Source organism: Sagittula sp., from assembly GCF_052825245.1.
The window spans coordinates 1-20,073 of sequence record NZ_JBRBWD010000006.1 but is presented as its reverse complement, the minus strand read 5'-3'; the positions used below and the strand labels follow the sequence as shown (position 1 = coordinate 20,073).

Annotated in this window: 19 protein-coding genes; 10 read left to right on the top strand and 9 right to left on the bottom strand. The window is 64.8% G+C overall.

Annotated features, from left to right (window positions below; all coding sequences use genetic code 11):
• Positions 1-26 precede the first annotated feature (26 nt).
• A complete protein-coding gene (gene dnaK, locus ACU0DV_RS00820) occupies positions 27-1,952 on the bottom strand; it encodes a molecular chaperone DnaK (RefSeq protein ID WP_100928881.1) in 1,926 nt (641 codons plus the stop codon).
• A gap of 243 nt (positions 1,953-2,195) precedes the next feature.
• Here dnaK and ACU0DV_RS00815 point away from each other — a divergent pair, with 243 nt between their 5' ends.
• A complete protein-coding gene (locus ACU0DV_RS00815) occupies positions 2,196-2,795 on the top strand; it encodes an alpha-ketoglutarate-dependent dioxygenase AlkB family protein (RefSeq protein WP_446242344.1) in 600 nt (199 codons plus the stop codon).
• Between the two features lie 84 nt (positions 2,796-2,879).
• On the opposite strand, the gene ACU0DV_RS00810 is transcribed toward ACU0DV_RS00815, so the two are convergent.
• Positions 2,880-3,488: a COG3650 family protein gene (locus ACU0DV_RS00810; RefSeq protein WP_446242345.1), complete on the bottom strand. Its 609-nt coding sequence runs from the start codon at positions 3,486-3,488 to the stop codon at positions 2,880-2,882.
• Between the two features lie 37 nt (positions 3,489-3,525).
• Positions 3,526-4,359: an ABC transporter permease gene (locus tag ACU0DV_RS00805; protein ID WP_100928878.1), complete on the bottom strand. Its 834-nt coding sequence runs from the start codon at positions 4,357-4,359 to the stop codon at positions 3,526-3,528.
• A 158-nt stretch (positions 4,360-4,517) separates the two neighbouring features.
• Between ACU0DV_RS00805 and cysQ the strand changes: the two genes are divergently transcribed.
• From cysQ to ACU0DV_RS00765, 8 genes are all read left to right on the top strand, one after another.
• Positions 4,518-5,315: a 3'(2'),5'-bisphosphate nucleotidase CysQ gene (cysQ, locus tag ACU0DV_RS00800; RefSeq protein ID WP_283981867.1), complete on the top strand. Its 798-nt coding sequence runs from the start codon at positions 4,518-4,520 to the stop codon at positions 5,313-5,315.
• Positions 5,316-5,317: 2 nt separating this feature from the next.
• Positions 5,318-6,541, top strand: coding sequence for a glycosyltransferase family 2 protein (locus tag ACU0DV_RS00795; protein ID WP_446242346.1), 1,224 nt, complete (start codon positions 5,318-5,320; stop codon positions 6,539-6,541).
• 148 nt (positions 6,542-6,689) lie between these two features.
• Positions 6,690-7,586, top strand: coding sequence for a UTP--glucose-1-phosphate uridylyltransferase GalU (galU, locus tag ACU0DV_RS00790; protein ID WP_100928875.1), 897 nt, complete (start codon positions 6,690-6,692; stop codon positions 7,584-7,586).
• A 4-nt stretch (positions 7,587-7,590) separates the two neighbouring features.
• Entirely contained in the window at positions 7,591-8,574 is a 984-nt protein-coding gene (gene galE / locus ACU0DV_RS00785; RefSeq protein WP_446242347.1) for a UDP-glucose 4-epimerase GalE, read from the top strand.
• A complete protein-coding gene (locus ACU0DV_RS00780) occupies positions 8,564-9,754 on the top strand; it encodes a glycosyltransferase family 4 protein (RefSeq protein WP_446242348.1) in 1,191 nt (396 codons plus the stop codon). Before galE ends, ACU0DV_RS00780 begins: the two co-directional genes overlap by 11 nt.
• Positions 9,755-9,810: 56 nt before the next feature.
• The gene (locus ACU0DV_RS00775; protein WP_100928872.1) at positions 9,811-10,821 is read left to right on the top strand and encodes a glycosyltransferase family 2 protein; all 1,011 of its coding nucleotides are present in this window, start codon (positions 9,811-9,813) and stop codon (positions 10,819-10,821) included.
• Positions 10,818-12,518 carry a DUF5927 domain-containing protein gene (locus ACU0DV_RS00770; RefSeq protein WP_100928871.1) on the top strand — a complete coding sequence of 567 codons (1,701 nt, stop codon included), beginning with the start codon at positions 10,818-10,820 and terminating at the stop codon, positions 12,516-12,518. The genes ACU0DV_RS00775 and ACU0DV_RS00770 overlap by 4 nt, the downstream gene beginning before the upstream one ends.
• Positions 12,519-12,521: 3 nt before the next feature.
• Positions 12,522-13,949: a nodulation protein NodH gene (locus ACU0DV_RS00765; RefSeq protein WP_446242349.1), complete on the top strand. Its 1,428-nt coding sequence runs from the start codon at positions 12,522-12,524 to the stop codon at positions 13,947-13,949.
• Positions 13,950-14,178: 229 nt separating this feature from the next.
• On the opposite strand, the gene ACU0DV_RS00760 is transcribed toward ACU0DV_RS00765, so the two are convergent.
• The 6 genes from ACU0DV_RS00760 to ACU0DV_RS00735 form a co-directional block, all read right to left on the bottom strand.
• Positions 14,179-14,643 carry a PTS sugar transporter subunit IIA gene (locus tag ACU0DV_RS00760; protein ID WP_100930931.1) on the bottom strand — a complete coding sequence of 155 codons (465 nt, stop codon included), beginning with the start codon at positions 14,641-14,643 and terminating at the stop codon, positions 14,179-14,181.
• A 48-nt stretch (positions 14,644-14,691) separates the two neighbouring features.
• On the bottom strand, positions 14,692-15,255 hold the full coding sequence (gene hpf / locus ACU0DV_RS00755; protein ID WP_100928869.1) for a ribosome hibernation-promoting factor, HPF/YfiA family: 564 nt from the start codon (positions 15,253-15,255) through the stop codon (positions 14,692-14,694).
• Positions 15,256-15,569: 314 nt separating this feature from the next.
• Positions 15,570-16,328, bottom strand: coding sequence for an LPS export ABC transporter ATP-binding protein (lptB, locus tag ACU0DV_RS00750; protein ID WP_446242350.1), 759 nt, complete (start codon positions 16,326-16,328; stop codon positions 15,570-15,572).
• A gap of 5 nt (positions 16,329-16,333) precedes the next feature.
• On the bottom strand, positions 16,334-16,828 hold the full coding sequence (gene lptA, locus ACU0DV_RS00745; RefSeq protein WP_100928867.1) for a lipopolysaccharide transport periplasmic protein LptA: 495 nt from the start codon (positions 16,826-16,828) through the stop codon (positions 16,334-16,336).
• Entirely contained in the window at positions 16,825-17,439 is a 615-nt protein-coding gene (locus ACU0DV_RS00740) for a hypothetical protein (RefSeq protein WP_100928866.1), read from the bottom strand. The genes lptA and ACU0DV_RS00740 overlap by 4 nt, the downstream gene beginning before the upstream one ends.
• 91 nt (positions 17,440-17,530) lie before the next feature.
• Positions 17,531-18,145, bottom strand: coding sequence for a ribonuclease D (locus ACU0DV_RS00735; protein WP_100928865.1), 615 nt, complete (start codon positions 18,143-18,145; stop codon positions 17,531-17,533).
• Between the two features lie 926 nt (positions 18,146-19,071).
• Here ACU0DV_RS00735 and ACU0DV_RS00730 point away from each other — a divergent pair.
• A complete protein-coding gene (locus ACU0DV_RS00730) occupies positions 19,072-19,761 on the top strand; it encodes a sugar transferase (RefSeq protein ID WP_446242351.1) in 690 nt (229 codons plus the stop codon).
• Positions 19,762-20,073: the final 312 nt, after the last annotated feature.

Here is a 20,073-nt window from a genome sequence, read left to right as displayed (position 1 = left end):
CCCTTCTGAGTTTCCGGGCGCGTGCCTCAGGCCCGCTTGTTGTCGTCCAGATCCTCGAAGTCGGCATCGACGATGTTGTCGTCGTCCGACGCGGAGTTGCGGCTGTCGCCACCCATGTCCGCGTCGTCGTTGCCGCCTTCGGCCTGCGCCTTGTAGATCGCCTCGCCGAGACGCATCGCCGCTTCGGTCACGTTCTGGATGCCCGACTTCAGCTTGTCAGCCGTGACGTCGTTCTTCTCCAGGTCGTCCTTCAGCGCGGCAACCGCCAGCTCGATGGCTTCGATGGTCGACGGATCGACCTTGTCGCCATGCTCCTCGATCGACTTCTCGGTCGAGTGGATGAGGCTTTCCGCCTGGTTCTTCGCCTCGACAAGCTCCTTGCGGGCCTTGTCGCCTTCGGCGTTCTCCTCGGCTTCGCGGACCATCCGTTCGATGTCGTCGTCCGACAGACCGCCAGACGCCTGGATCGTGATCTTCTGTTCCTTGTTGGTGCCCTTGTCCTTGGCCCCAACCGACACGATGCCGTTGGCGTCGATGTCGAAGGTCACTTCGATCTGCGGCATGCCGCGCGGTGCCGGCGGGATGTCCTCGAGGTTGAACTGGCCGAGCATCTTGTTGTCGGCAGCCATCTCGCGTTCACCCTGGAACACGCGGATCGTCACGGCGTTCTGGTTGTCCTCGGCGGTCGAGAAGACCTGGGACTTCTTCGTCGGGATCGTCGTGTTGCGGTCGATCAGGCGGGTGAACACGCCACCCAGTGTCTCGATGCCCAGCGACAGCGGGGTCACGTCCAGAAGGACCACGTCCTTCACGTCACCCTGCAGAACACCAGCCTGGATGGCGGCGCCCATCGCGACGACTTCGTCCGGGTTCACACCCTTGTGCGGCTCCTTGCCGAAGAACTTGGTCACCTCTTCGATGACCTTCGGCATGCGGGTCTGACCGCCGACCAGAACGACTTCGTCGATGTCGGAGGTGGTCAGGCCTGCGTCCTTCAGGGCCGCCTGGCAGGGCTTGATCGACGCCTTGATGAGATCGCCGACGAGGCTTTCCAGCTTCGCACGGGTCAGCTTCATCACGAGGTGCAGCGGCGTACCGCCGGAGCCCATCGAGATGAACGGCTGGTTGATCTCGGTCTGGGTCGCGCTCGAAAGCTCGATCTTCGCCTTCTCGGCCGCTTCCTTCAGACGCTGGAGCGCCATCTTGTCCTTGCGAAGGTCGACGGAGTGCTCCTTCTTGAACTCGTCCGCGAGGTAGTTGACGATCCGCATGTCGAAGTCTTCACCGCCGAGGAACGTGTCGCCGTTGGTGGATTTCACTTCGAACAGGCCGTCGTCGATCTCGAGGATGGTCACGTCGAAGGTGCCGCCGCCGAGGTCATAGACCGCGATCGTCTTGGCGTCCTTCTTGTCCAGACCGTAGGCCAGTGCGGCTGCCGTCGGCTCGTTGATGATCCGCAGCACTTCGAGACCGGCAATCTTGCCCGCGTCCTTCGTGGCCTGACGCTGGGCGTCGTTGAAGTACGCCGGAACGGTGATGACCGCCTGCGTGACTTCCTCGCCAAGGTAGGACTCGGCGGTCTCTTTCATCTTCTGCAGCGTGTAGGCAGAGATCTGCGACGGCGAGTATTTCTCGCCGCGAATCTCGACCCATGCGTCGCCGTTGCCGCCGTCGACGATCTTGTACGGAACGATGTCCTTGTCCTTCGTCACCTCGGCGTCGGTGGTGCGACGGCCGATCAGGCGCTTCACGGCAAAGACGGTGTTTTCCGGGTTCGTCACCGCCTGACGCTTCGCGGGCTGGCCAACCAGCCGCTCGTCTTCGGTGAAACCAACGATCGAAGGCGTCGTGCGCGCGCCTTCGGCATTCTCGATCACCCGGGCCTGGCTGCCATCCATGATGGCGACGCAGGAGTTGGTGGTCCCGAGGTCGATGCCAATTACCTTACCCATGTTTTCGATCCCTTTTTCAAGTTCAGGCGATACCGCGAGGCCATGGACCCGTTTCGGCATCCGCGCCCCGCATCGGTTGACGCGGGCGGTGGCCCCGCCAGCGCGTTCGGAGGGTATATAAGGAGGCCCTCCACCTTTGCCAAGCGTCCGCGAGGGGCCAATTTGCGTGGATTCGGGCCTTCCGGGACGTTCATTACGCGACAAATCCTTGGCAGATCGTTTTCAAGGCGCCAGATGTGACGCATGGAGCGTATTTCCCGCCAAGGTTTCGAGATTTTCCCCGCGGCCCTCGACCGCGCCGCCCAGGAACGGGTGGTGGCCGACGTCCGCAAGGTGCTGGAACAGGCCCCGCTTTTCCGCCCGCGCACCCGCCGCGGGCCAATGTCGGTGCGGATGAGCGCGGCCGGCCGGTTCGGCTGGATCAGTGACACGAAGGGCTACCGCTACGAGGAAACCCACCCCAACGGCACGGCCTGGCCCGCGATCCCCGACAGCATCATGGCGCTCTGGAACACCTACGCCAAAAGCCCGCGCCCGCCGGAATGCTGCCTGATCAACTGGTACGCCGAAGACGCCCGCATGGGGCTGCATCAGGACGTGGACGAACAGGACTACGACTGCCCGGTGCTCTCGGTCTCGCTGGGCGACGACGCGCTTTTCCGCATGGGCGGGGAAAGCCGCCGCGATCCCACGCGCTCCGTCCGGCTGGCGTCGGGCGACCTCGTGCTGCTCACCGGCCCGTCCCGCCGCGCGTTCCACGGCATCGACCGCCTGCGCCCCGGCACTTCCACGCTGTTCCCCGACGGCGGACGGCTGAACCTGACCCTGCGCGTCGTCACCTGAGCCGCTTGGTCACGGGCCGCGGCTTGGAGGGTGGGCCGCTGGTGCCCGCCGGGGCACCAGTCGGGGCGCCCGTAAAGCGGCGGCTCACTCGCCCAGCGTGCAGCAGCCCGACAGCACCCGCCGGCCCTCGCCGGACAGCACCACGGACACATCCAGCCCGAAGGCCCGGTCCGACATGCCGTCGTTGCATTCGGCGCGCTGGATGATCGCCGTGACCGCGCCCGCAGGCCCGCTGCCGTCCACCAGGTATTTCTCCAGCGGTGAAGGCATCCGGCTCAGCCCGCCGATTCCGTAGCCGTCGCCCTCCATGTTCTCCGGCGAGGTCAGGACCGCCGTCGCGCCCGGCGCGATCCGCAGGTTCCAGAACGGCTCCGTCCCGAAGCAGCCAAGCGCGCCGGCCTCGGCCAGCGTGCCGCCCGGCTCCGCCTCCAGGAACCGCAAGGCCGCCCAGCCCGCCCGCTCGCCTGCGTTCACGAGGCCCCAGCCGCCCTCTGTCCGGATAACCTCGACCCCGGTCGCACCGGGCGCCAGCGTGCCAACGATTTCCGTATCCGCCGCAGGCCCCGCCCGCACGTTCAGCACGTCGTCCGCCGCCACGCCGGTCACCCGGTGCAGCGCCGGAAGCGACCCGTCCTGCGCCGCGGCCGAAACCGCCGTCCAGAGCGTTACCAGAATTGCCAGAAATCCGCGCATTGTCCCTGCCCTCCCATAGGCCGGGGCGCAGCAGTCCTCAGCGCCGCGCGCCCCAGGAAACCGAGGCATGCTTGCGGGTGTAAAACTCCCCCATCAGCCCGATCATCACCAGGACGATAGACAGGTAGAACGCGTATTCCCAGCTTGAATTGCGCGGGACGTAGTTCACGAAAGCATAGCCGCGGGACTGGTCGATGGTGTGGAACAACGGGTTCCAGTCGAACATAACCAGCATGTATCCCGGCAGCGTGTTGGCCACGAACATCTTGCCCGAGGCGATCATGTTGGCCCGCTGGTAGACCGTCGACAGGATGCTGACCGGCGTCGGGAACCACGGCTTGACCGCCAGCACCACCATGCCGATCGCCGCGCCCGAGAACCACGACAGCAACAGCATCGCGAGACACCCGATCGGGTCATAGATCTCCTGCATGACGAAGGGGTTGAAGGCCACGTCGTAGACGAAGAGGATCGCAAACAGCGACAGAACCTGGATATAGAGCGTCGACACCATGGCGGCGGCGATGGCGATGGCCGTGTTCATCGGCGCGTGCTGCATCATCGGACTGGCGGGCCCTTCGGATCCGGCGACCGCGCCCATCGTCTTGGTGTGCGTCATGTAGAGGAAGACGCCCGTCATGATGTAGATCATGAAGTCGCCCCGCAGCGCGGCGCTGCGCATCCCCATGATCTGGAACATGAAGTAGAAGGCCAGCACGAAGATGATCGACTGGAGCATGTTCATGAAGATCGCCATGAAGGCGTTGCCATGCGCCTTCCGCACCGCGCGAACCGAGTTGTGATACACCAGTTCGGCGATGTTCAACGCCGAGCCCAGACTGGACTTCGGTCGCGTTGTTGATTGAAACATAGGCCTGCTCCGTGATGCGCGTGCATTCTGCAGCGCTCTGCTCTGCCATATCGTGCGGCATCCTTGCCGTTCTTTGTAAACGGCAGCATAAGGCCAGTAGCGTTGCAAATCAATAAATCGCCGCCGGACGCGGGACCGGGGCGCCAAAGGAGCTTTCCATGAATTATTCGGAACTGATGACCGTCATGCGCCGCCTCGCCCTCGAAGCGGGCGACAAGATCATGGAAATCTACGACTCCCCCGATTTCGAGGTGAAGACGAAGTCGGACGCCTCCCCCGTGACGGAGGCCGACGAGGCCGCAGACGCCCTGATCTCTGCCGGGCTGCGCGAGGTCTTCCCCGACGTGGCGCTCGTGACCGAGGAGCAGGCCGCCTCGCATGACACCTCCGCCATGACCTTCCTGATCGTCGATCCGCTCGACGGCACCAAGGAGTTCATCAAGCGCCGCGGCGACTTCACCGTGAACATCGCGCTGGTCGAGGAAGGCGTGCCCACGCGCGGCGTCGTCTATGCCCCTGCCAAGGGCCGCATGTTCTACACCAATTCCGTCGGCCACTCGGTCGAGGAAATGGGCCCCTTCGACCCCGCCACCCCGGGCGAGACAAAGCCGATCCGCGTGACCGAGCCGAACAACGACTCGCTGATGGTCGTCGCCTCGAAATCGCACCGTGATCAGGCCACCGACGACTACATCGCGCAGTACAACGTCAAGGACATGACCTCCGCCGGTTCCTCGCTGAAGTTCTGCCTTGTCGCCACCGGCGAGGCCGACCTTTATCCGCGCCTCGGCCGCACGATGGAATGGGACACCGCCGCCGGGCACGCCGTGCTTGCGGGTGCGGGCGGCAAGGTCGTGCGCTTCGACGACCACTCCGCGCTGTCCTACGGCAAGGACGGCTTCGCCAACCCGTTCTTCATCGCCTTCGCACCCGGGGTCGACCTGAAGAAGGGCTGACCATGGCCTTGCCGGTCAGCATCGTGGTGGTCAGCAGGCACCGGCCCGCTGCCCTCATGCGCTGCCTGACCGGCATCTCGCAACTCGACTATCCGGGTTTCGAGGTCATCGTCGTCACCTGCCCTGCCGGGCTGGCGGCGCTCGCGCAGCGGGCGGATGCGGACCTGATCAAGCAGGTCCCCTACGACGAACCCAACATCTCGGCGGCCCGCAATCTCGGGATTTCCCGCGCCGCCGGCGAGATCGTCGCCTTCATCGACGACGACGCCGTGCCCGAACCGCTCTGGCTGACCCACCTCGCCGCGCCGTTCGACATCGCAGAGGTCGCCGCCGCAGGGGGCTTCGTGATCGGGCGTAACGGCATCACCTTCCAGTGGACCGCACGCACGGTAGATGCCACCGGCCAGGCCACGCCGCTCGACGTGTCGGACACGCAGCCGACCGTGCTGCACCCCACCCCCGGCCGCGCGATCAAGACCGAGGGCACCAACATGGCGCTGCGCCGGGACGTGCTGGCCCGGATGGGCGGCTTCGATCCCGCGTTCCGCTTCTACCTCGACGAAACCGACCTGAACCTGCGGCTGGCGCGGCGCGGGCTGGCGACGGCCATCGTTCCGCTCGCGCAGGTGCACCACGGCTTTGCCGAAAGCGCCCGCCGCGCCCCCGACCGGACCCCGCGCGACCTGACGGAGATCGGCGCCTCGCAGCAGGCGTTCCTCCGCAAGCACTGTCCGAAAGAGGCACGCGCCACCGCATGGGACCGCTTCGTCGGGGACCAGCGCGCGCGGCTTCTGGGCTACATGCAGCGCGGGCCGCTCGATCCGCTGGACGTCCGGCGCCTGATGCGCGGACTCCGGCGCGGCGGACGCGAAGGCGCGGAGCGCATCCTCGACCGCTGCCCCGAAATCCCCCGCGCCGCGCAGGGTTTCCTGCCCTATCCCGGACGGCCCGGCGCGCCGCGCATCCGGCTGTCCGGACACATCTGGCAGGCGGCGTCTCTGCGCAGGACCGCCGCCGCGAAAGCCGCCGAAGGGGCCATCGTTTCACTCTATATAATGAGCCCCGGAAGCCGCTATCACCGCGTGGCTTTTACCGAGTCCGGCGTCTGGGAACAGACCGGCGGACTGTTCGGGCGAAGCCTCCGGAAAGGCCGTATCTGGCAGGCCTGGAGTTTTCAACGCAGGGTTGACTCAGAAGTGCTTCGGACACAAAACGTTCGTGGTTAACGTGCCCATTTATTGGCGTCACCCCACTAAATGTGCCATAAATTGGAACCAAACTACTGGCGTTTTCATTGGTTGCACGCGAAGGTCCGGTCAACCTCAAGACACCGATTTCGAAATGACCATCCGATAGCAAAAAAGGAGCATACGGATGCCCAAAAAGGTCACCAAGGCAATTTTCCCGGTTGCAGGCCTCGGAACCCGCTTCCTGCCCGCGACGAAGTCCGTGCCGAAGGAGATCATGACGCTCGTGGACCGTCCGCTGGTCCAGTACGCCATCGATGAGGCGCGTGCAGCAGGCATCAAGGAATTCATCTTCGTCACCTCGCGCGGCAAGGGCGCGCTCGAGGACTACTTCGACCATGCCCCGCAGCTCGAACAGGAGCTGAAGAGGAAGGGCAAGGACGAGCTGCTGAGCATCCTGAAGTCCACCAACATGGACTCCGGCGAGATCGCCTATATCCGCCAGCACAAGGCGCTCGGCCTCGGCCACGCGATCTGGTGCGCGCGCAAGCTGGTCGGCAACGAACCCTTCGCGGTCATGCTGCCCGACGACGTCATCGCCTCCGAAAAGCCCTGCCTCCAGCAGATGGTCGAGGCCTACGAGGAAACCGGCGGCAACATGGTCGCGGCGATGGAAGTCCCGCAGGAAAAGACCAAGGCCTACGGCGTGCTCGACGTCGAGGAAGACATGGGTTCCATGGTCAAGGTGAAGGGGATGGTCGAAAAGCCGGAACCGAAGGACGCACCGTCCAACCTGGCCGTCATCGGCCGCTACATCCTGTCGCCGCAGATCTTCAAGAACCTGAACGCGAAGCAGACCGGCGCCGGCGGAGAGATCCAGCTCACCGACGCCATCGCTCAGGAGATCGGCAAGGAGGACGGCGGCGTCTACGGCTTCCGCTTCCGCGGCCAGCGCTTCGACTGCGGCTCCAAGGCGGGCTTCCTCCAGGCGACGGTCGCCTTCGGCCTTGCCCGCGACGACCTCCGCGAAGAGCTGGAAGGCTATCTCCAGGAACTGATGTCCACCCGCAAGGCCGCCGAATAAGACCGTGACGAACGTTCTGGTTACCGGCGGAGCCGGGTACATCGGCAGCCATGCCTGCAAGGCGCTGAAGGCTGCAGGCTTTACGCCGGTGACATATGACAATCTTGTCACCGGCTGGCAGGACGCGGTGAAGTTCGGCCCCTTCGAACAGGGTGACCTGATGGACCGCGCCCGGCTGGACGAGGTGTTTCGCAAGTACGAACCCGCGGCCGTCATGCACTTCGCGGCGCTCAGCCAAGTCGGTGAGGCCATGGCAAAGCCCGGCATGTATTGGCGCAACAACGTCTGCGGTTCGCTGACCCTGATCGAGGCGGCGGTGGCCGCCGGCTGCCTCGACTTCGTGTTCTCCTCCACCTGCGCGACCTACGGCGAGCACGACAATGTCGTGCTCGACGAAAGCACCCCGCAGGAGCCGCTGAACGCTTACGGCGCGTCGAAACGCGCGGTAGAGGACATCCTGCGCGACTTCGGCGCCGCGTACGGCCTGCGCCACGTCATCTTCCGCTACTTCAACGTGGCGGGAGGCGATCCTGAGGGCGAGATCGGCGAACACCACCGCCCCGAAACCCACCTGATCCCCGTCATGCTCGAGGCCGTCGACGGCCAGCGCCCGGCGCTGACGGTGAACGGCACCGACTACGACACCCCGGACGGCACCTGCATCCGCGACTACGTGCATGTCTGCGACCTCGTGGATGCGCATGTGCTGGGGCTGAAGTGGCTCAAGGACGGCAAGGGCAGCCGGGTGTTCAACCTTGGCACCGGCAAGGGTTTTTCCGTGCGCGAGGTCATCACCGCCGCGGGCACCGTGACCAACGCCGAGGTCCCCTCTTCCGACGGCCCCCGCCGGGCCGGTGACGCGACAAAGCTGGTCTCCGGCTCTGTCCGCGCACAGGAAGAACTGGGCTGGGTTGCGCACCGATCCACGATGCCGCAGATGATCGCGGATGCGTGGCGGTGGCACCGGAACGGGCACTATGAAAAATGACGGAATCGGGCAGGCGCGTCTCCTCGAGGTGACGCGCCTGGTCTCGCGGGCCGGCGACCGGTTGACCGGCGTCGACCGCGTTGAATACGCCTATCTCGACTATTTCGTCAAAGACTCGTCGGTGCCGTGTTTCGCCATCTTGCGGACCGCCGTGGGCTATCTGCTTCTGGACCGCGCGGGCATGGCCGACCTGCGCGACCGCGTGCGGGACAACCGGTGGGGCCCTCCCGACTTGCTGTCACGCTTCCGCCGGAAATACACGGAAAACCGTGCGGCGGCGGAATCGGACGTGCGCCGTGTTGCACTGGCCCGCTGCCGCTCGACCCGGCTGCCGAAGATGCTGGGGCGTCACCTGCCGAAGGGCACGCATTACTTCAACGTCGGCCTGACCACGGCCACCCGCCGGTTCCTCGACGCGCTTCGCACCATCCAGCCGACGATCGCGACCATGCTGCACGACACCATCCCGCTCGACTGGCCTCAGTTCTGCGACGAGCGCAACGGCAAGCGCTTCGCCGACTTCTTCGACCGCATGATCGACTATTCCGATGTGATCCTGTGCAACTCGAAAGTGACGGAGGACGACGTCCTGCGGTGTGCCGCCCCGCGCACGCCGCGCACCGTGACCGGGCATCTGGGAATCGACGTGCCCGTGCACGACGTGAAGCCCGCCCCGCCGCCGGGCGAGAACCCCTATTTCGTGATCCTCTCCACCATCGAGATCCGCAAGAACCACAGGCTGCTGCTGGACATCTGGGACCGTATCCCCGACGCCGATCTCGTCATCATCGGGCGGCGGGGCTGGATGAGCGAGGACGTCTTTGCACGTCTCGACCAGAAGCCGCCCCGCGTGTTCGAGTACAACAACCTCGGCGATGCGGAGGTCTTCTCGCTGGTCAAGGGCTCTGCCGGGATGCTCTTCCCGTCCTTCACCGAAGGCTACGGCCTGCCGCCGCTGGAGGCCGCGGTGATGGGCGTGCCGGTGATCTGCAACGACCTCCCTATCTTCCGCGAAGTGCTGGGAGATTATCCCGTTTACGCGAACGTCAATGACAGTTATCTATGGATCGAGGCGATCAGGAAGCTGGCACAAGACCACAAGGCAGGCGTTGCGACGCAGCCCCCCATGGTGCCCCCGACGTGGGACGACCATTTCAAGGCAGTCTTAACGCACCTCTGATAGCCGGAGCAGAGGCATTCGACCGGGACGCCGGCCGATGAGAAGGGCAAGAGACGTTGGGTGCTTGGCAGTCATACAAGCTGCGGCTGCGGAGGCGACGCTGCCGTATTCGCGCGTTCCGTAAACGCCGCGACCTGAGGCCCGTAGCCGACCGCACAGCCGACATCCGCCCCTCCGACCTGCTGCTGTTCTCCACCCAGCGGAACGAGGGCGTGCGCCTGCCGTACTTCCTCCAGTATTACCGCGAGATGGGGGTGAACCACTTCCTGTTCGTGGACAACGACAGCGACGACGGCTCGCTCGACTACCTGCGCCGCCAGCCGGACGTGTCGGTCTGGACCACCCGCGCCAGCTACAAGCGGTCGCGTTTCGGCGTGGACTGGATGAACTGGCTGCTGATGAAGTACGGGCACGACCACTGGTGCCTGACCGTCGATCCCGACGAGCTTCTGCTTTACCCGTTCTGCGACACCCGGCCCCTGCGCGCCCTGACCGACTGGCTCGATGCCTCGTCGATCAAGTCGTTCTCGGCGATGCTGCTCGACATGTATCCCAAGGGGCGGATCGACCTCTATCCCTACAGCGCCGGGCAGGACCCGCTGGAGATCGCGAACTGGTTCGACGCCGGCAACTACACGATCTCCAAGAACCCGCAGTTCGGCAACCTCTGGATCCAGGGCGGCCCCCGCGCCCGCATGTTCTTCACCGAGATGCCGGAGGCCGCGCCCGCCCTCAACAAGATCCCGCTGGTCCGCTGGGACCGCAAGTACGCCTACATGTCCTCCACCCACAACCTGCTGCCGCGCGGGCTGAACCTGATCTACGACGAATGGGGCGGCGAAAAGGCGTCGGGCGTGCTCCTGCACACCAAGTTCCTCGACACCTTCTCGAAGAAGGCCGAGGAAGAGCTTGAGCGCCGCCAGCACTACGGCGCCTCCCGCGAATACATCGCCTACGCCGAAGGGGTGAAGGAGAACCCCGACCTCTGGTGCAAGTGGTCGGAGAAGTACATCAACTGGCGCCAGCTCGAGATCCTCGGCATCATGTCCAAGGGGAACTGGGCATGAGCGTCGGCATCGTGATGCTGGTCCACACCGCCTTCGACCGGGCCGAACAGGTGGCGCTGCACTGGGCCAAGGGCGGCTGCCCGGTGGTCATCCACGTCGACAGCGCCGTCCCCCGCGCCAGCTACAACGCCTTCCGCGAACGCCTGTCGCAGACACCGGGCATCCTCTTCTCGAAACGCCACCGCTGCGAATGGGGCACCTGGGGCCTGGTCGCCGCCTCGCAGGACGCGTCCGAACTGATGCTGAAAAGCTTCGAGGAAGTGCGCCACGTCTACCTCGCCTCCGGCTCCTGCCTGCCGCTGCGCCCGGTGGAGGAGCTGACCAGCTACCTCGCCGAGCGCCCCCGCACCGACTTCATCGAAAGCGCCACGACCGCCGACGTGCCGTGGACGGTGGGCGGGCTCGACCACGAACGCTTCACGCTGCATTTCCCCTTCTCCTGGCGCAAGAACCGGATGCTCTTCGACAGCTTCGTCGAGCTGCAGCGCATGACCGGCTACAAGCGCCACATCCCCAACGGCATCATCCCGCACATGGGCTCTCAGTGGTGGTGCCTCACGCGGCAGACGCTGTCGGCCATCCTCGGCGATCCGGAGCGGCGGCGCTACGACGCGTACTTCAAACACGTCTGGATCCCGGACGAGAGCTATTTCCAGACACTCGCGCGGGTCTATTCCACACAGATCGAAAGCCGCTCGCTCACGCTGTCGAAGTTCGATTTCCAAGGCAAGCCGCACATCTTCTACGACGACCACCTGCAACTGCTGCGCCGCTCCGACTGCTTCGTGGCGCGCAAGATCTGGCCGCACGCCGACCGGCTCTACGATGCCTTCCTCACCGACCCCAACCGCGCCATGTCGCGGCAGGAACCCAACCCGGGCAAGATCGACCGCATCTTCGCCAAGGCGGTGGACCGCAGGACCCGCGGGCGCCCCGGCCTCTACATGCAGTCGCGCTTCCCGAACTACGGCTGGGAAAACGGCGTGACCGCCGGCAAGTACTCCGTCTTCCAGGGCTTTTCCGAGCTGTTCATCGACTTCGAGCAATGGCTGGCCCGTGCCACCGGCGCGCAGGTGCACGGCCACCTCTACGCCCCGGAACGGGCAGAGTTCACCGGCGGCCAGACGCTCATCAATGGCGCCCTCTCCGACAATGCCAGGCTGCGCGACGCCAACCCGCGCGCCTTCCTGACCAACCTGATCTGGAACACCCGCGGCGAACGCCAGTGCTTCCAGTACGGCCCCCGCGACAACCCGCAGATCCTCTGGCCGGTGTCGCGCGACCCCAACGCCCAGATCTCGGTGATTTCCGGCGCCTGGGCGGTGCCGCTCTTCAAGTCCAACGCCAACTTCGCCGACATCCGGGCGGAGGCCGCGCGCCTCCAGAAGGTCGAAAGCCGGATGCTCGACACGCTGCGCAGCCCGGACGTGAAGGCCCGCATCCGCATCTGGTCCATGGCCGAATTCATCGAAAGCCCGATGGAGCCGCTGCAGGTCATCATCGACGAGATCGGACAGAAATCCCTGCGCCGACTGGCCGAAGCGCCGAGGCTTGAAGACCTGACCGGCTTCGGCCAGTTCCTGCAGAACCTCAAGAACCAGGGCATGCACCCCTACCTGATGGGCGATTTCCCCGTCGATCCCGCCCCGCGCAACAGCCGGGGCACCACGCGCAAACCCTACCTCGTAAAGAAATAATCCATGCCCAAGTTCGATTGCTTCGTCGTCTTCGCCGAAATGCGCACCGGCTCGAATTTCCTCGAAGCCAACCTCAACGCCTTCGACGGGCTGTCCTGCTTTGGCGAGGCGTTCAACCCGCATTTCATCGGCTACCCCAACGCCACGGACGTGCTGGGCATCGTGCAGTCGGAACGCGACCGCGACCCGGAATGCCTGCTGACCCAGATCCGCATGGCGACACCCGGCGGGCTGGGGGGCTTCCGCTATTTCCACGACCACGACCCGCGCATCCTAGACACGCTGCTGACCGACCCGAAGATCGCCAAGATCGTCCTGACCCGGAACCCGGTCGACAGCTACGTGTCGTGGAAGATCGCCCGCACCACCGGCCAGTGGAAACTGACCAACGTTAAGAAGCGCAAGGAGGCGAAGGCCCGCTTCGACGCGCGCGAGTTCGAGGCGCATGTGAACGGGCTGCAGGCCTTCCAGGTGAAACTCCTGAACGCCCTGCAGACCACGGCGCAGACGGCCTTTTACGTCGCCTACGAGGACCTGCAGGACGTGGCTGTGATGAACGGGCTGGCGCGCTGGCTCGGCTGCAATGCGCAGCTCGACAGCCTGAACACCGCGCTGAAACGGCAGAACCCCGAACCGCTGTCGGAAAAGGTCGAGAACTTCGACGAGATGCAGAAGGCGCTCTCCCGGCAGGACAGCTTCAACCTGACGCGGACGCCCAACTTCGAACCGCGCCGCGGCCCGGTCGTGCCCGGCTACCTCGCCTGCGCCAGGACGCCGCTCCTCTACATGCCGATCCGCTCGGGCCCGGAAACCATGGTGACGGACTGGATGGCGGCGCTCGACGACGTGAACCCCGGACAGCTCACCGGCGACTTCACCCAGGGCAGCCTGCGCGCCTGGAAACGCGAACGCCCCGGCCACCGCAGCTTCACCGTGATCCGCCACCCGCTCGCCCGCGCGCACGAGGCCTTCTGCTCGAAGATCCTCTCCACCGGCAAGGGCAGCTTCAGGGGCATCCGCCAGACGCTCCGCCGCGTGCACGCCCTGCCGATCCCCGAAGGCGAACCCGGCGCGGACTATGACGTGAACGCCCACCGCGAAGCCTTCACCGCCTGGTTGCGCTGGGTGAAGGCCAACCTCTCCGGCCAGACCGCCGTCCGCGTCGACGGCCACTGGGCGACACAGGCGCAATCCATCCAGGGCATGGGCGACTTCACCCTGCCCGACATGATCGTCCGCGAAACCGAAGCCGCCGACTACCTGCCCGCGCTCGCCATGCAGGTCGGCCACCCCGCCCCGCCGGACCCCGAATCCGTCCCGAACAAGGCCCCCTTCGGCCTCGCCCAGATCTACGACGAGGAGATCGAAGCCCTCGCCCAGGACGCCTACCAACGCGACTACCTGAATTTCGGCTTCGATACCTGGGGCTGACGCATTCGGCGTCAGCGGTACGAGGGGCTCCGCCCCTCGCGCTCCCCGAGGTATTTCCGCCAAGATGAAGGGCGAGGCGCGTGCATCTTCATCTTGGTCCAAATACCTGAATTCCACGTTTCGACGTGCCGCCGATCAGGCAGCTTGGGCCGATGGGACATTCGGGTTGAAGGGCCGGCGGGAGGGCGAATGGCGAAGCCAGAGTCCCGTCCTGCCGGCAGTCGCGGGCTCAGGCGGCCTTGACCGTCTCGAACTCCGTCAGGATCGTGAAAAGGGTGGCCGGGTCGGGATTGGCGCGTAACTTCGTGCAAAGCCCCGCGTCCCGCAATGTGCGTGACACCAGCGCCAGCGCCTTCAGGTGTTCGACCCCCGCCTCTTCGGGCGCGAAGAGCGAGAACACCAGATCCACCGGCTGCCGGTCGACGGCGTCGAAGTCGATCGGCCGTTCCAGCAGCATGAACACACCCAGCACCTCGTCGAGGCCCGACACCCGCGCGTGCGGCAGGGCGACGCCGTGGCCGACACCCGTCGGCCCCAGCGATTCCCGTTCCATCAGGGCTTCGACGACCCGCTGGGCATGCAGGCCATGGGCGCTTTCGGCGAGGTCGGCGATGTCATGCATCAGCCGCTTCTTCGACGAACAGGAGCCCATGACCTTCACGGCATCCGGTTTCAGCAGATTGCTAAACTTCATCATCCAGCCTCTGGAGAAAATCGGTTACCGGTCAACACGGGATACGGATCATGGATCGATCCAGCCGATGTTGCCATCGTCGCGCCGGTAGACGACATTCACTCCGTCTTTCTTTTCGTTCCGGAACACCAGCACCGGGGCGCCGGCCAGTTCCATCTGCATCACGGCTTCACCGACGGACAGGGAGGGAATCTTGGTCTCCATCTCCGCCACGATGATCGGCTGAAGCGTTTCGGGTTCGGCAGCGTCGTCTGCGCCATCGTGCGCGAGGATATACGAAGAGGCCCCGAGAAATTCAACAGGTTCCGTACGGTCCTTGTGGTGGTCCTTCAGACGCCGTTTGTAGCGCCTCAGCTGCTTGTCCATCTTCTCGGTGCAGGCGTCGAAAGCTGCATAGATTTCAGTGGCATGGCCCTTCGCAGCGGCATTCAGCCCGCTCGAAAGGTGGACGACGGCCTCGCACACGTACTCATGGGCCGCCTTGGAAAAAATCACGGTCGCGTCGGTCGGGCGCTGGGAATACTTCTCCAGCACCGAGCCAAGCTCGGTCTGAACGTGGGTCTGCAAAGCTTCGCCAATGTCGATTTGTTTGCCCGTGATCTGGTAACGCATGATCCGTCCTTCTCTCTTATCACCAGACACTTCCTCCGGGGGCGCCATACCCCCGGCCGGAAAGGTGCCGGTTCAGGAAAGGCGCCCGCATGCGGTCAGCGCGCTTCCGACCCGGAAAGCCGGGAGTCGGAAGATCTGACATGCCGCAATACAGAGCACCATGTTGCCATTTGAGGTGGAAAGCCCCTCGTGTGTCAATGCAAACCGGAGTGACAGAGTGGTTCAAATCCGGGCGTCCGCCGACGCTCATACGACAGATTTGCGAATTTTTCGTGCACGGGGCAAAGGATGCTGCGCCGCGGCACGCCACAGGGTCACACAAGGCGGAAATTGTCGCCCAGGTAGACGCGGCGCACGTTCTCGTTCTGCACCACCTCTTCCGGGGTCCCCGACATCAACACCTGCCCGTCGTGCAGGATGTAGGCCCGGTCGACCAGTTCCAGCGTCTCGCGCACGTTGTGGTCGGTGATCAGCACGCCAAGGCCGCGCGTCTTCAGGTCCGCCACCAGGTGCCGGATGTCGCCCACGCTGATCGGGTCCACCCCGGCAAAGGGTTCGTCCAGCAGCAGGTACTTCGGATCGGCGGCAAGGCAGCGGGCGATCTCCACCCTGCGGCGCTCGCCGCCCGACAGCGCCAGCGCAGGCGCGCGGCGCAGGTGCTCGATGGAAAACTCCCCCAGCAGCTCCTCCAGCCGCTCGCGCCGCTTGTGGGTGTCCGGTTCCGAGATATCCAGCACCGCGCCGATGTTGTCCTCGACGCTCAGTCCCCGGAAGATCGACATTTCCTGCGGCAGGTAGCCGATGCCCAGCCGGGCGCGGCGGTACATCGGCAGGTAGGTGGCGTCGTGCCCGTCGATCAGCACTTCGCCCGCGTCGGGGTTCACCAGCCCCGCGATGGCGTAGAAGGACGTGGTCTTCCCCGACCCGTTCGGGCCCAGAAGGGCGACCACCTCGCCCCGGTCCAGCCGCATGGTCACGTCGCGGATCACCACGCGCTTCCGGTAGGCTTTGCGCAGGTGGCTCACACGCAGGCCGCTGTCGCCTTCGGTCAGTCGCAAGTCAGGTGGGGACATCCGCGTTACTGGCCCCCGTCCTGGCTGCCCTGCTGCAACACGGTCTTCACGCGGCCGGACATCTGCGCCGTGCCGTCCTCGAGGTTGACCACCATCCGTTCGGAGGTCATCGCGCTGTCGCCCTGCGTCACCAGCACGTTGCCGGACATCACGATCTGGCCGTCATCGATGTTGTAGTCGGCGCGCTCGCCTTCGGCGGCTTCCTCGCCGCGCACCACGATGACGCCGCCGGTCGCCTCCATCCGGGTGATCTCGGACCGCTCTTCGGAATAGATCACCAGCACGCGCGGCGCGGCGAGACGCATGTCGCCCTGAACGATCACCACGTTGCCGGTGTAAAGCGCCGTGCCGTCCGACTGGTTCACCGACAGGGAATCCGCCGTGACCTCGACCGGTGCACTGGTGTCCTGACCGCCCCCGCCGAAAGACACCTGCGACTGCGCCAGCGTCATGGCCGGAATAAGGGCCATGCAGATCGCCGCGAAAAATGCCTTGGTCATTCGTCAACTTCCTTGTCTGCGGGCCGGTATATCATCTTCACGCCGCCGGTGAAGTGGATTTGCACCGCGCCATCCTCGTCCGCCGGGGCAATGACCATGCGGCCCGCCTCCAGCTCTTCCGCCGGTCCGTTGCCCTCCACCGGGCCGAGGCTTTCGGCGTTCACGGAGTCGAGCGCACTGACCATCGCGTTCGTCGTGAGGACATAGCCCAGCGAGCTTTCAATGCGAACGCCATCGTCGAGGTAGGCCTTCCGTTCGCCCTCCCGCATCGTCGCCTTGCTGGAGTCGAGCTGGATGACCGATCCGTCCTCCATCTGCATCCGGGCAGAGTACCGATCGGCCAGGATGTCGCCATCCTCCAGCGGCCAGGCCCGGCGCGCCGTCATGGTCAGCAGGCCGCCGTCGCGCGTGGTGCCGGAGTAATAGGGATCGGACACCCCTTCGGTGGCGGTCTCGCCCTGCCGCAGCGCCTCGGCGAAGGGCACGTTCTCCAGCACCTCCCGGTCGGAGGCCAGAAGGAAGATCGTCGACAGCATCGCCAGCGCGGCGATCGGCAGGAGGATCTTGAGCCACGCGATCAGGCGGGAATAGCCCCCGCTCGCCCGGGCCATGGCTCAGGCCCCCGCGCTGCGGCGGCGCCAGACGGCGGACGCGGCACGGGGCATTGGCGCCTGGCGGTCAGACCTTCGCGAAGATGCGGTTTCAGACATGGGCAAAGATGTCCGTATCGGGCCAGCCTGCCAGATCCAGCTTTGCCCGCGCCGGCAGGAAGTCGAAACAGGCCTGGGCGATCTCCGTCCGGCCCTCGCGCTCCAGCATCGCGTCCAGCACGGTGCGCAGCCGGTGGAGGTGCAGAACGTCCGAGGCGGCATAGTCCTTCTGCGCGTCGGTCAGCGTCTCCGCCCCCCAGTCCGACGACTGCTGCTGTTTCGAGATATCGACGCCCAGCAGTTCCTGGGTCAGCGACTTCAGCCCGTGGCGGTCGGTGTAGGTCCGCACCAGCCGGCTGGCGATCTTGGTGCAGTAGACCGGCGCGGCGAGCGCCCCGAAGGCATTGTACATTGCGGCGATGTCGAACCGCCCGAAGTGGAACAGCTTCAGCACGTCCGGGTCCGCAAGCAGCCGGGCGAGGTTGGGCGCCTCGGTCTGGCCGCGCGCCACCTGCACGAGGTGCGCATTCCCGTCCCCCGCCGACAGCTGCACGACACACAGCCGGTCGCGGTGGGGATGCAGGCCCATCGTCTCGCAGTCGATCGCCACCACCGGCCCGAGGTCGAGGTCGTCGGGCAGATCGCCGTGGTGCAGGTGATTGGCCATGTCAGCGCGCCCCTCGCGGTGGAAACTGTCTGGGACGACATATCCGCAGGCCACAGGTCTTTCAACTCAGCCCCCGGCGGAGGCTTGCCACAATTGGCCCCTGCGGAACTGGGAAAAAGGCAGCCGAAGGGCAGATTCGGGCGGAAATGCGGCGGAGATCGGGTGCGATTCGGGCACCGATTCTCACGCATTCCGGGCCTCTGTAACATTCCGTGATCAAAAGTGCTCTCCCGGGAATTGTTTTACACCCCTCGATCACGCGCGCGTTACGGGTGTTCGGTCAACTGTGTGCGATCGGCACGTTTCAGGCCCCCAGACGGGCTTTTACCCGGGGGCAGGTTTCCAAACGGGAAACGATTTCCCGATCCATCCTGCCTCCACGCCGCAAAGCAGAATGACAGTATCGCAAAACTGCATATATTGACCGGATTATTGTCAACTGATGACGCGCAATCGCGTCATATTCGTCCGTGAAATTTGACCTATCCTTTTGCGACGTAAGGCCCAAAAAATACCACTTCGATGATACTCGTTAGGATACCACGCAACCTAATCGTGTAGACGAAATCATGCGAAATTTCGGGTGTTTTCGGGCGCTTCCCAACAAGCCAGATCAACCAGAAAGTGTATGAAAAAGCGTTTGTTGACCGGATTTTAGCCCGGGGGCATAAGAGCCTTGTCGCGTGGTTCTGACATACTTCTGCCCAGTTCCACTTTCCACGGCACTTGGGGGTTGGTGCTTCCACTTTGGGAGTATTGAGGTACGTCTGCTGCGATCTGCCTTGAAATGTTATCGGTAATCTGACCGTCGCCTGAAACGGCCCGGTGTTGTGTAACGCGCATTCTGCGCGACAGCGAAGCTATGCCGAAAAACTGGATCACTGCTGGTGTGCCTCCCCGTCTTTCACGACGCACAGGAGGTCATCATGACACTGCATATTCGTCAGCCGTTGCCGACGGCGAAATTCGAAGCGCTGATTGACGAAACGCTTTTCTGCAACATTGGGGCCACCCCGTACCGCGACGTGCTGAAACGCGCGCTCGACATTGCGCTGGTCCTGCTGGTCGCGCTGCCCGCCGTCCTGCTCACCCTGATCTTCGCCGGCCTGGTCATGCTAGACGGGCACGGGCCCTTCTACAGCCAGCAGCGGGTCGGCCGGAACGGCCGCACCTTCCGCATGTGGAAGCTGCGCAGCATGGTGCCGGACGCCGACGCCCAGCTCAGCGCCTACCTCGCCGCCAATCCCGAAGCGCGCATGGAATGGGATCTCACCCAGAAGCTGCGCCGCGACCCGCGGATCACGGCGATCGGGCGGATCATCCGCAAGACCTCGATCGACGAGCTGCCGCAGCTCCTCAACGTTCTTGTGGGCGACATGTCCCTGGTCGGTCCGCGTCCGATGATGCTGAACCAGCGCGAGATCTACCCGGGCACCGCCTACTACTCGCTGCGCCCCGGCATCACCGGTTTCTGGCAGACCTCGGTCCGCAACGAGTCGAGCTTCTCCGAGCGCGCCCGTTTCGACACCGACTACCTGCGCGACCTGTCCTTCGTCACGGACCTCCGCGTCCTGCTGAAGACAGTGCGCGTGGTTGTCCACGGCACCGGCTGCTGATCGGGCAACCGTTCGGCACCGCGTTCGATGACCGAAGGGCCAGAGCCTCTGCACCCCGCAAGCGTTCTTGCGGGCCGTGACGGTCGGCCCCCGGACGGGCGCAGGCAGGGTGCAACGAACGTGACACATGTCCGCGCTGAACGCGGCACACCAAAGCGCCTCCCGGCAAGGTTTGAACCGCGCCGGGTTTGCCGGAGGCTGATTTGTCTTAGTTACGCGGCCATGCCTGATGTTTCCCGAGCAGCGTAGAAGTTTGCCTCGGCCTCTGCGGGCGGAATGTTCCCGATGGGTTCGAGAAGGCGGCGATTGTTG

What these genes read in the sequence shown, in the direction of transcription:
- ACU0DV_RS00815 (WP_446242344.1), top strand. Translation starts at nt 2,196, where the DNA reads ATGGAGCGTATTTCCCGCCAAGGTTTCGAGATTTTCCCCGCGGCCCTC.
- ACU0DV_RS00735 (WP_100928865.1), bottom strand. Translation starts at nt 18,145, where the DNA reads ATGGCCAATCACCTGCACCACGGCGATCTGCCCGACGACCTCGACCTC.
- galU (WP_100928875.1), top strand. Translation starts at nt 6,690, where the DNA reads ATGCCCAAAAAGGTCACCAAGGCAATTTTCCCGGTTGCAGGCCTCGGA.
- ACU0DV_RS00730 (WP_446242351.1), top strand. Translation starts at nt 19,072, where the DNA reads ATGACACTGCATATTCGTCAGCCGTTGCCGACGGCGAAATTCGAAGCG.
- ACU0DV_RS00795 (WP_446242346.1), top strand. Translation starts at nt 5,318, where the DNA reads ATGGCCTTGCCGGTCAGCATCGTGGTGGTCAGCAGGCACCGGCCCGCT.
- ACU0DV_RS00765 (WP_446242349.1), top strand. Translation starts at nt 12,522, where the DNA reads ATGCCCAAGTTCGATTGCTTCGTCGTCTTCGCCGAAATGCGCACCGGC.
- lptB (WP_446242350.1), bottom strand. Translation starts at nt 16,328, where the DNA reads ATGTCCCCACCTGACTTGCGACTGACCGAAGGCGACAGCGGCCTGCGT.
- ACU0DV_RS00740 (WP_100928866.1), bottom strand. Translation starts at nt 17,439, where the DNA reads ATGGCCCGGGCGAGCGGGGGCTATTCCCGCCTGATCGCGTGGCTCAAG.
- ACU0DV_RS00780 (WP_446242348.1), top strand. Translation starts at nt 8,564, where the DNA reads ATGAAAAATGACGGAATCGGGCAGGCGCGTCTCCTCGAGGTGACGCGC.
- cysQ (WP_283981867.1), top strand. Translation starts at nt 4,518, where the DNA reads ATGAATTATTCGGAACTGATGACCGTCATGCGCCGCCTCGCCCTCGAA.
- lptA (WP_100928867.1), bottom strand. Translation starts at nt 16,828, where the DNA reads ATGACCAAGGCATTTTTCGCGGCGATCTGCATGGCCCTTATTCCGGCC.
- dnaK (WP_100928881.1), bottom strand. Translation starts at nt 1,952, where the DNA reads ATGGGTAAGGTAATTGGCATCGACCTCGGGACCACCAACTCCTGCGTC.
- ACU0DV_RS00810 (WP_446242345.1), bottom strand. Translation starts at nt 3,488, where the DNA reads ATGCGCGGATTTCTGGCAATTCTGGTAACGCTCTGGACGGCGGTTTCG.
- ACU0DV_RS00805 (WP_100928878.1), bottom strand. Translation starts at nt 4,359, where the DNA reads ATGTTTCAATCAACAACGCGACCGAAGTCCAGTCTGGGCTCGGCGTTG.
- ACU0DV_RS00760 (WP_100930931.1), bottom strand. Translation starts at nt 14,643, where the DNA reads ATGAAGTTTAGCAATCTGCTGAAACCGGATGCCGTGAAGGTCATGGGC.
- ACU0DV_RS00770 (WP_100928871.1), top strand. Translation starts at nt 10,818, where the DNA reads ATGAGCGTCGGCATCGTGATGCTGGTCCACACCGCCTTCGACCGGGCC.
- hpf (WP_100928869.1), bottom strand. Translation starts at nt 15,255, where the DNA reads ATGCGTTACCAGATCACGGGCAAACAAATCGACATTGGCGAAGCTTTG.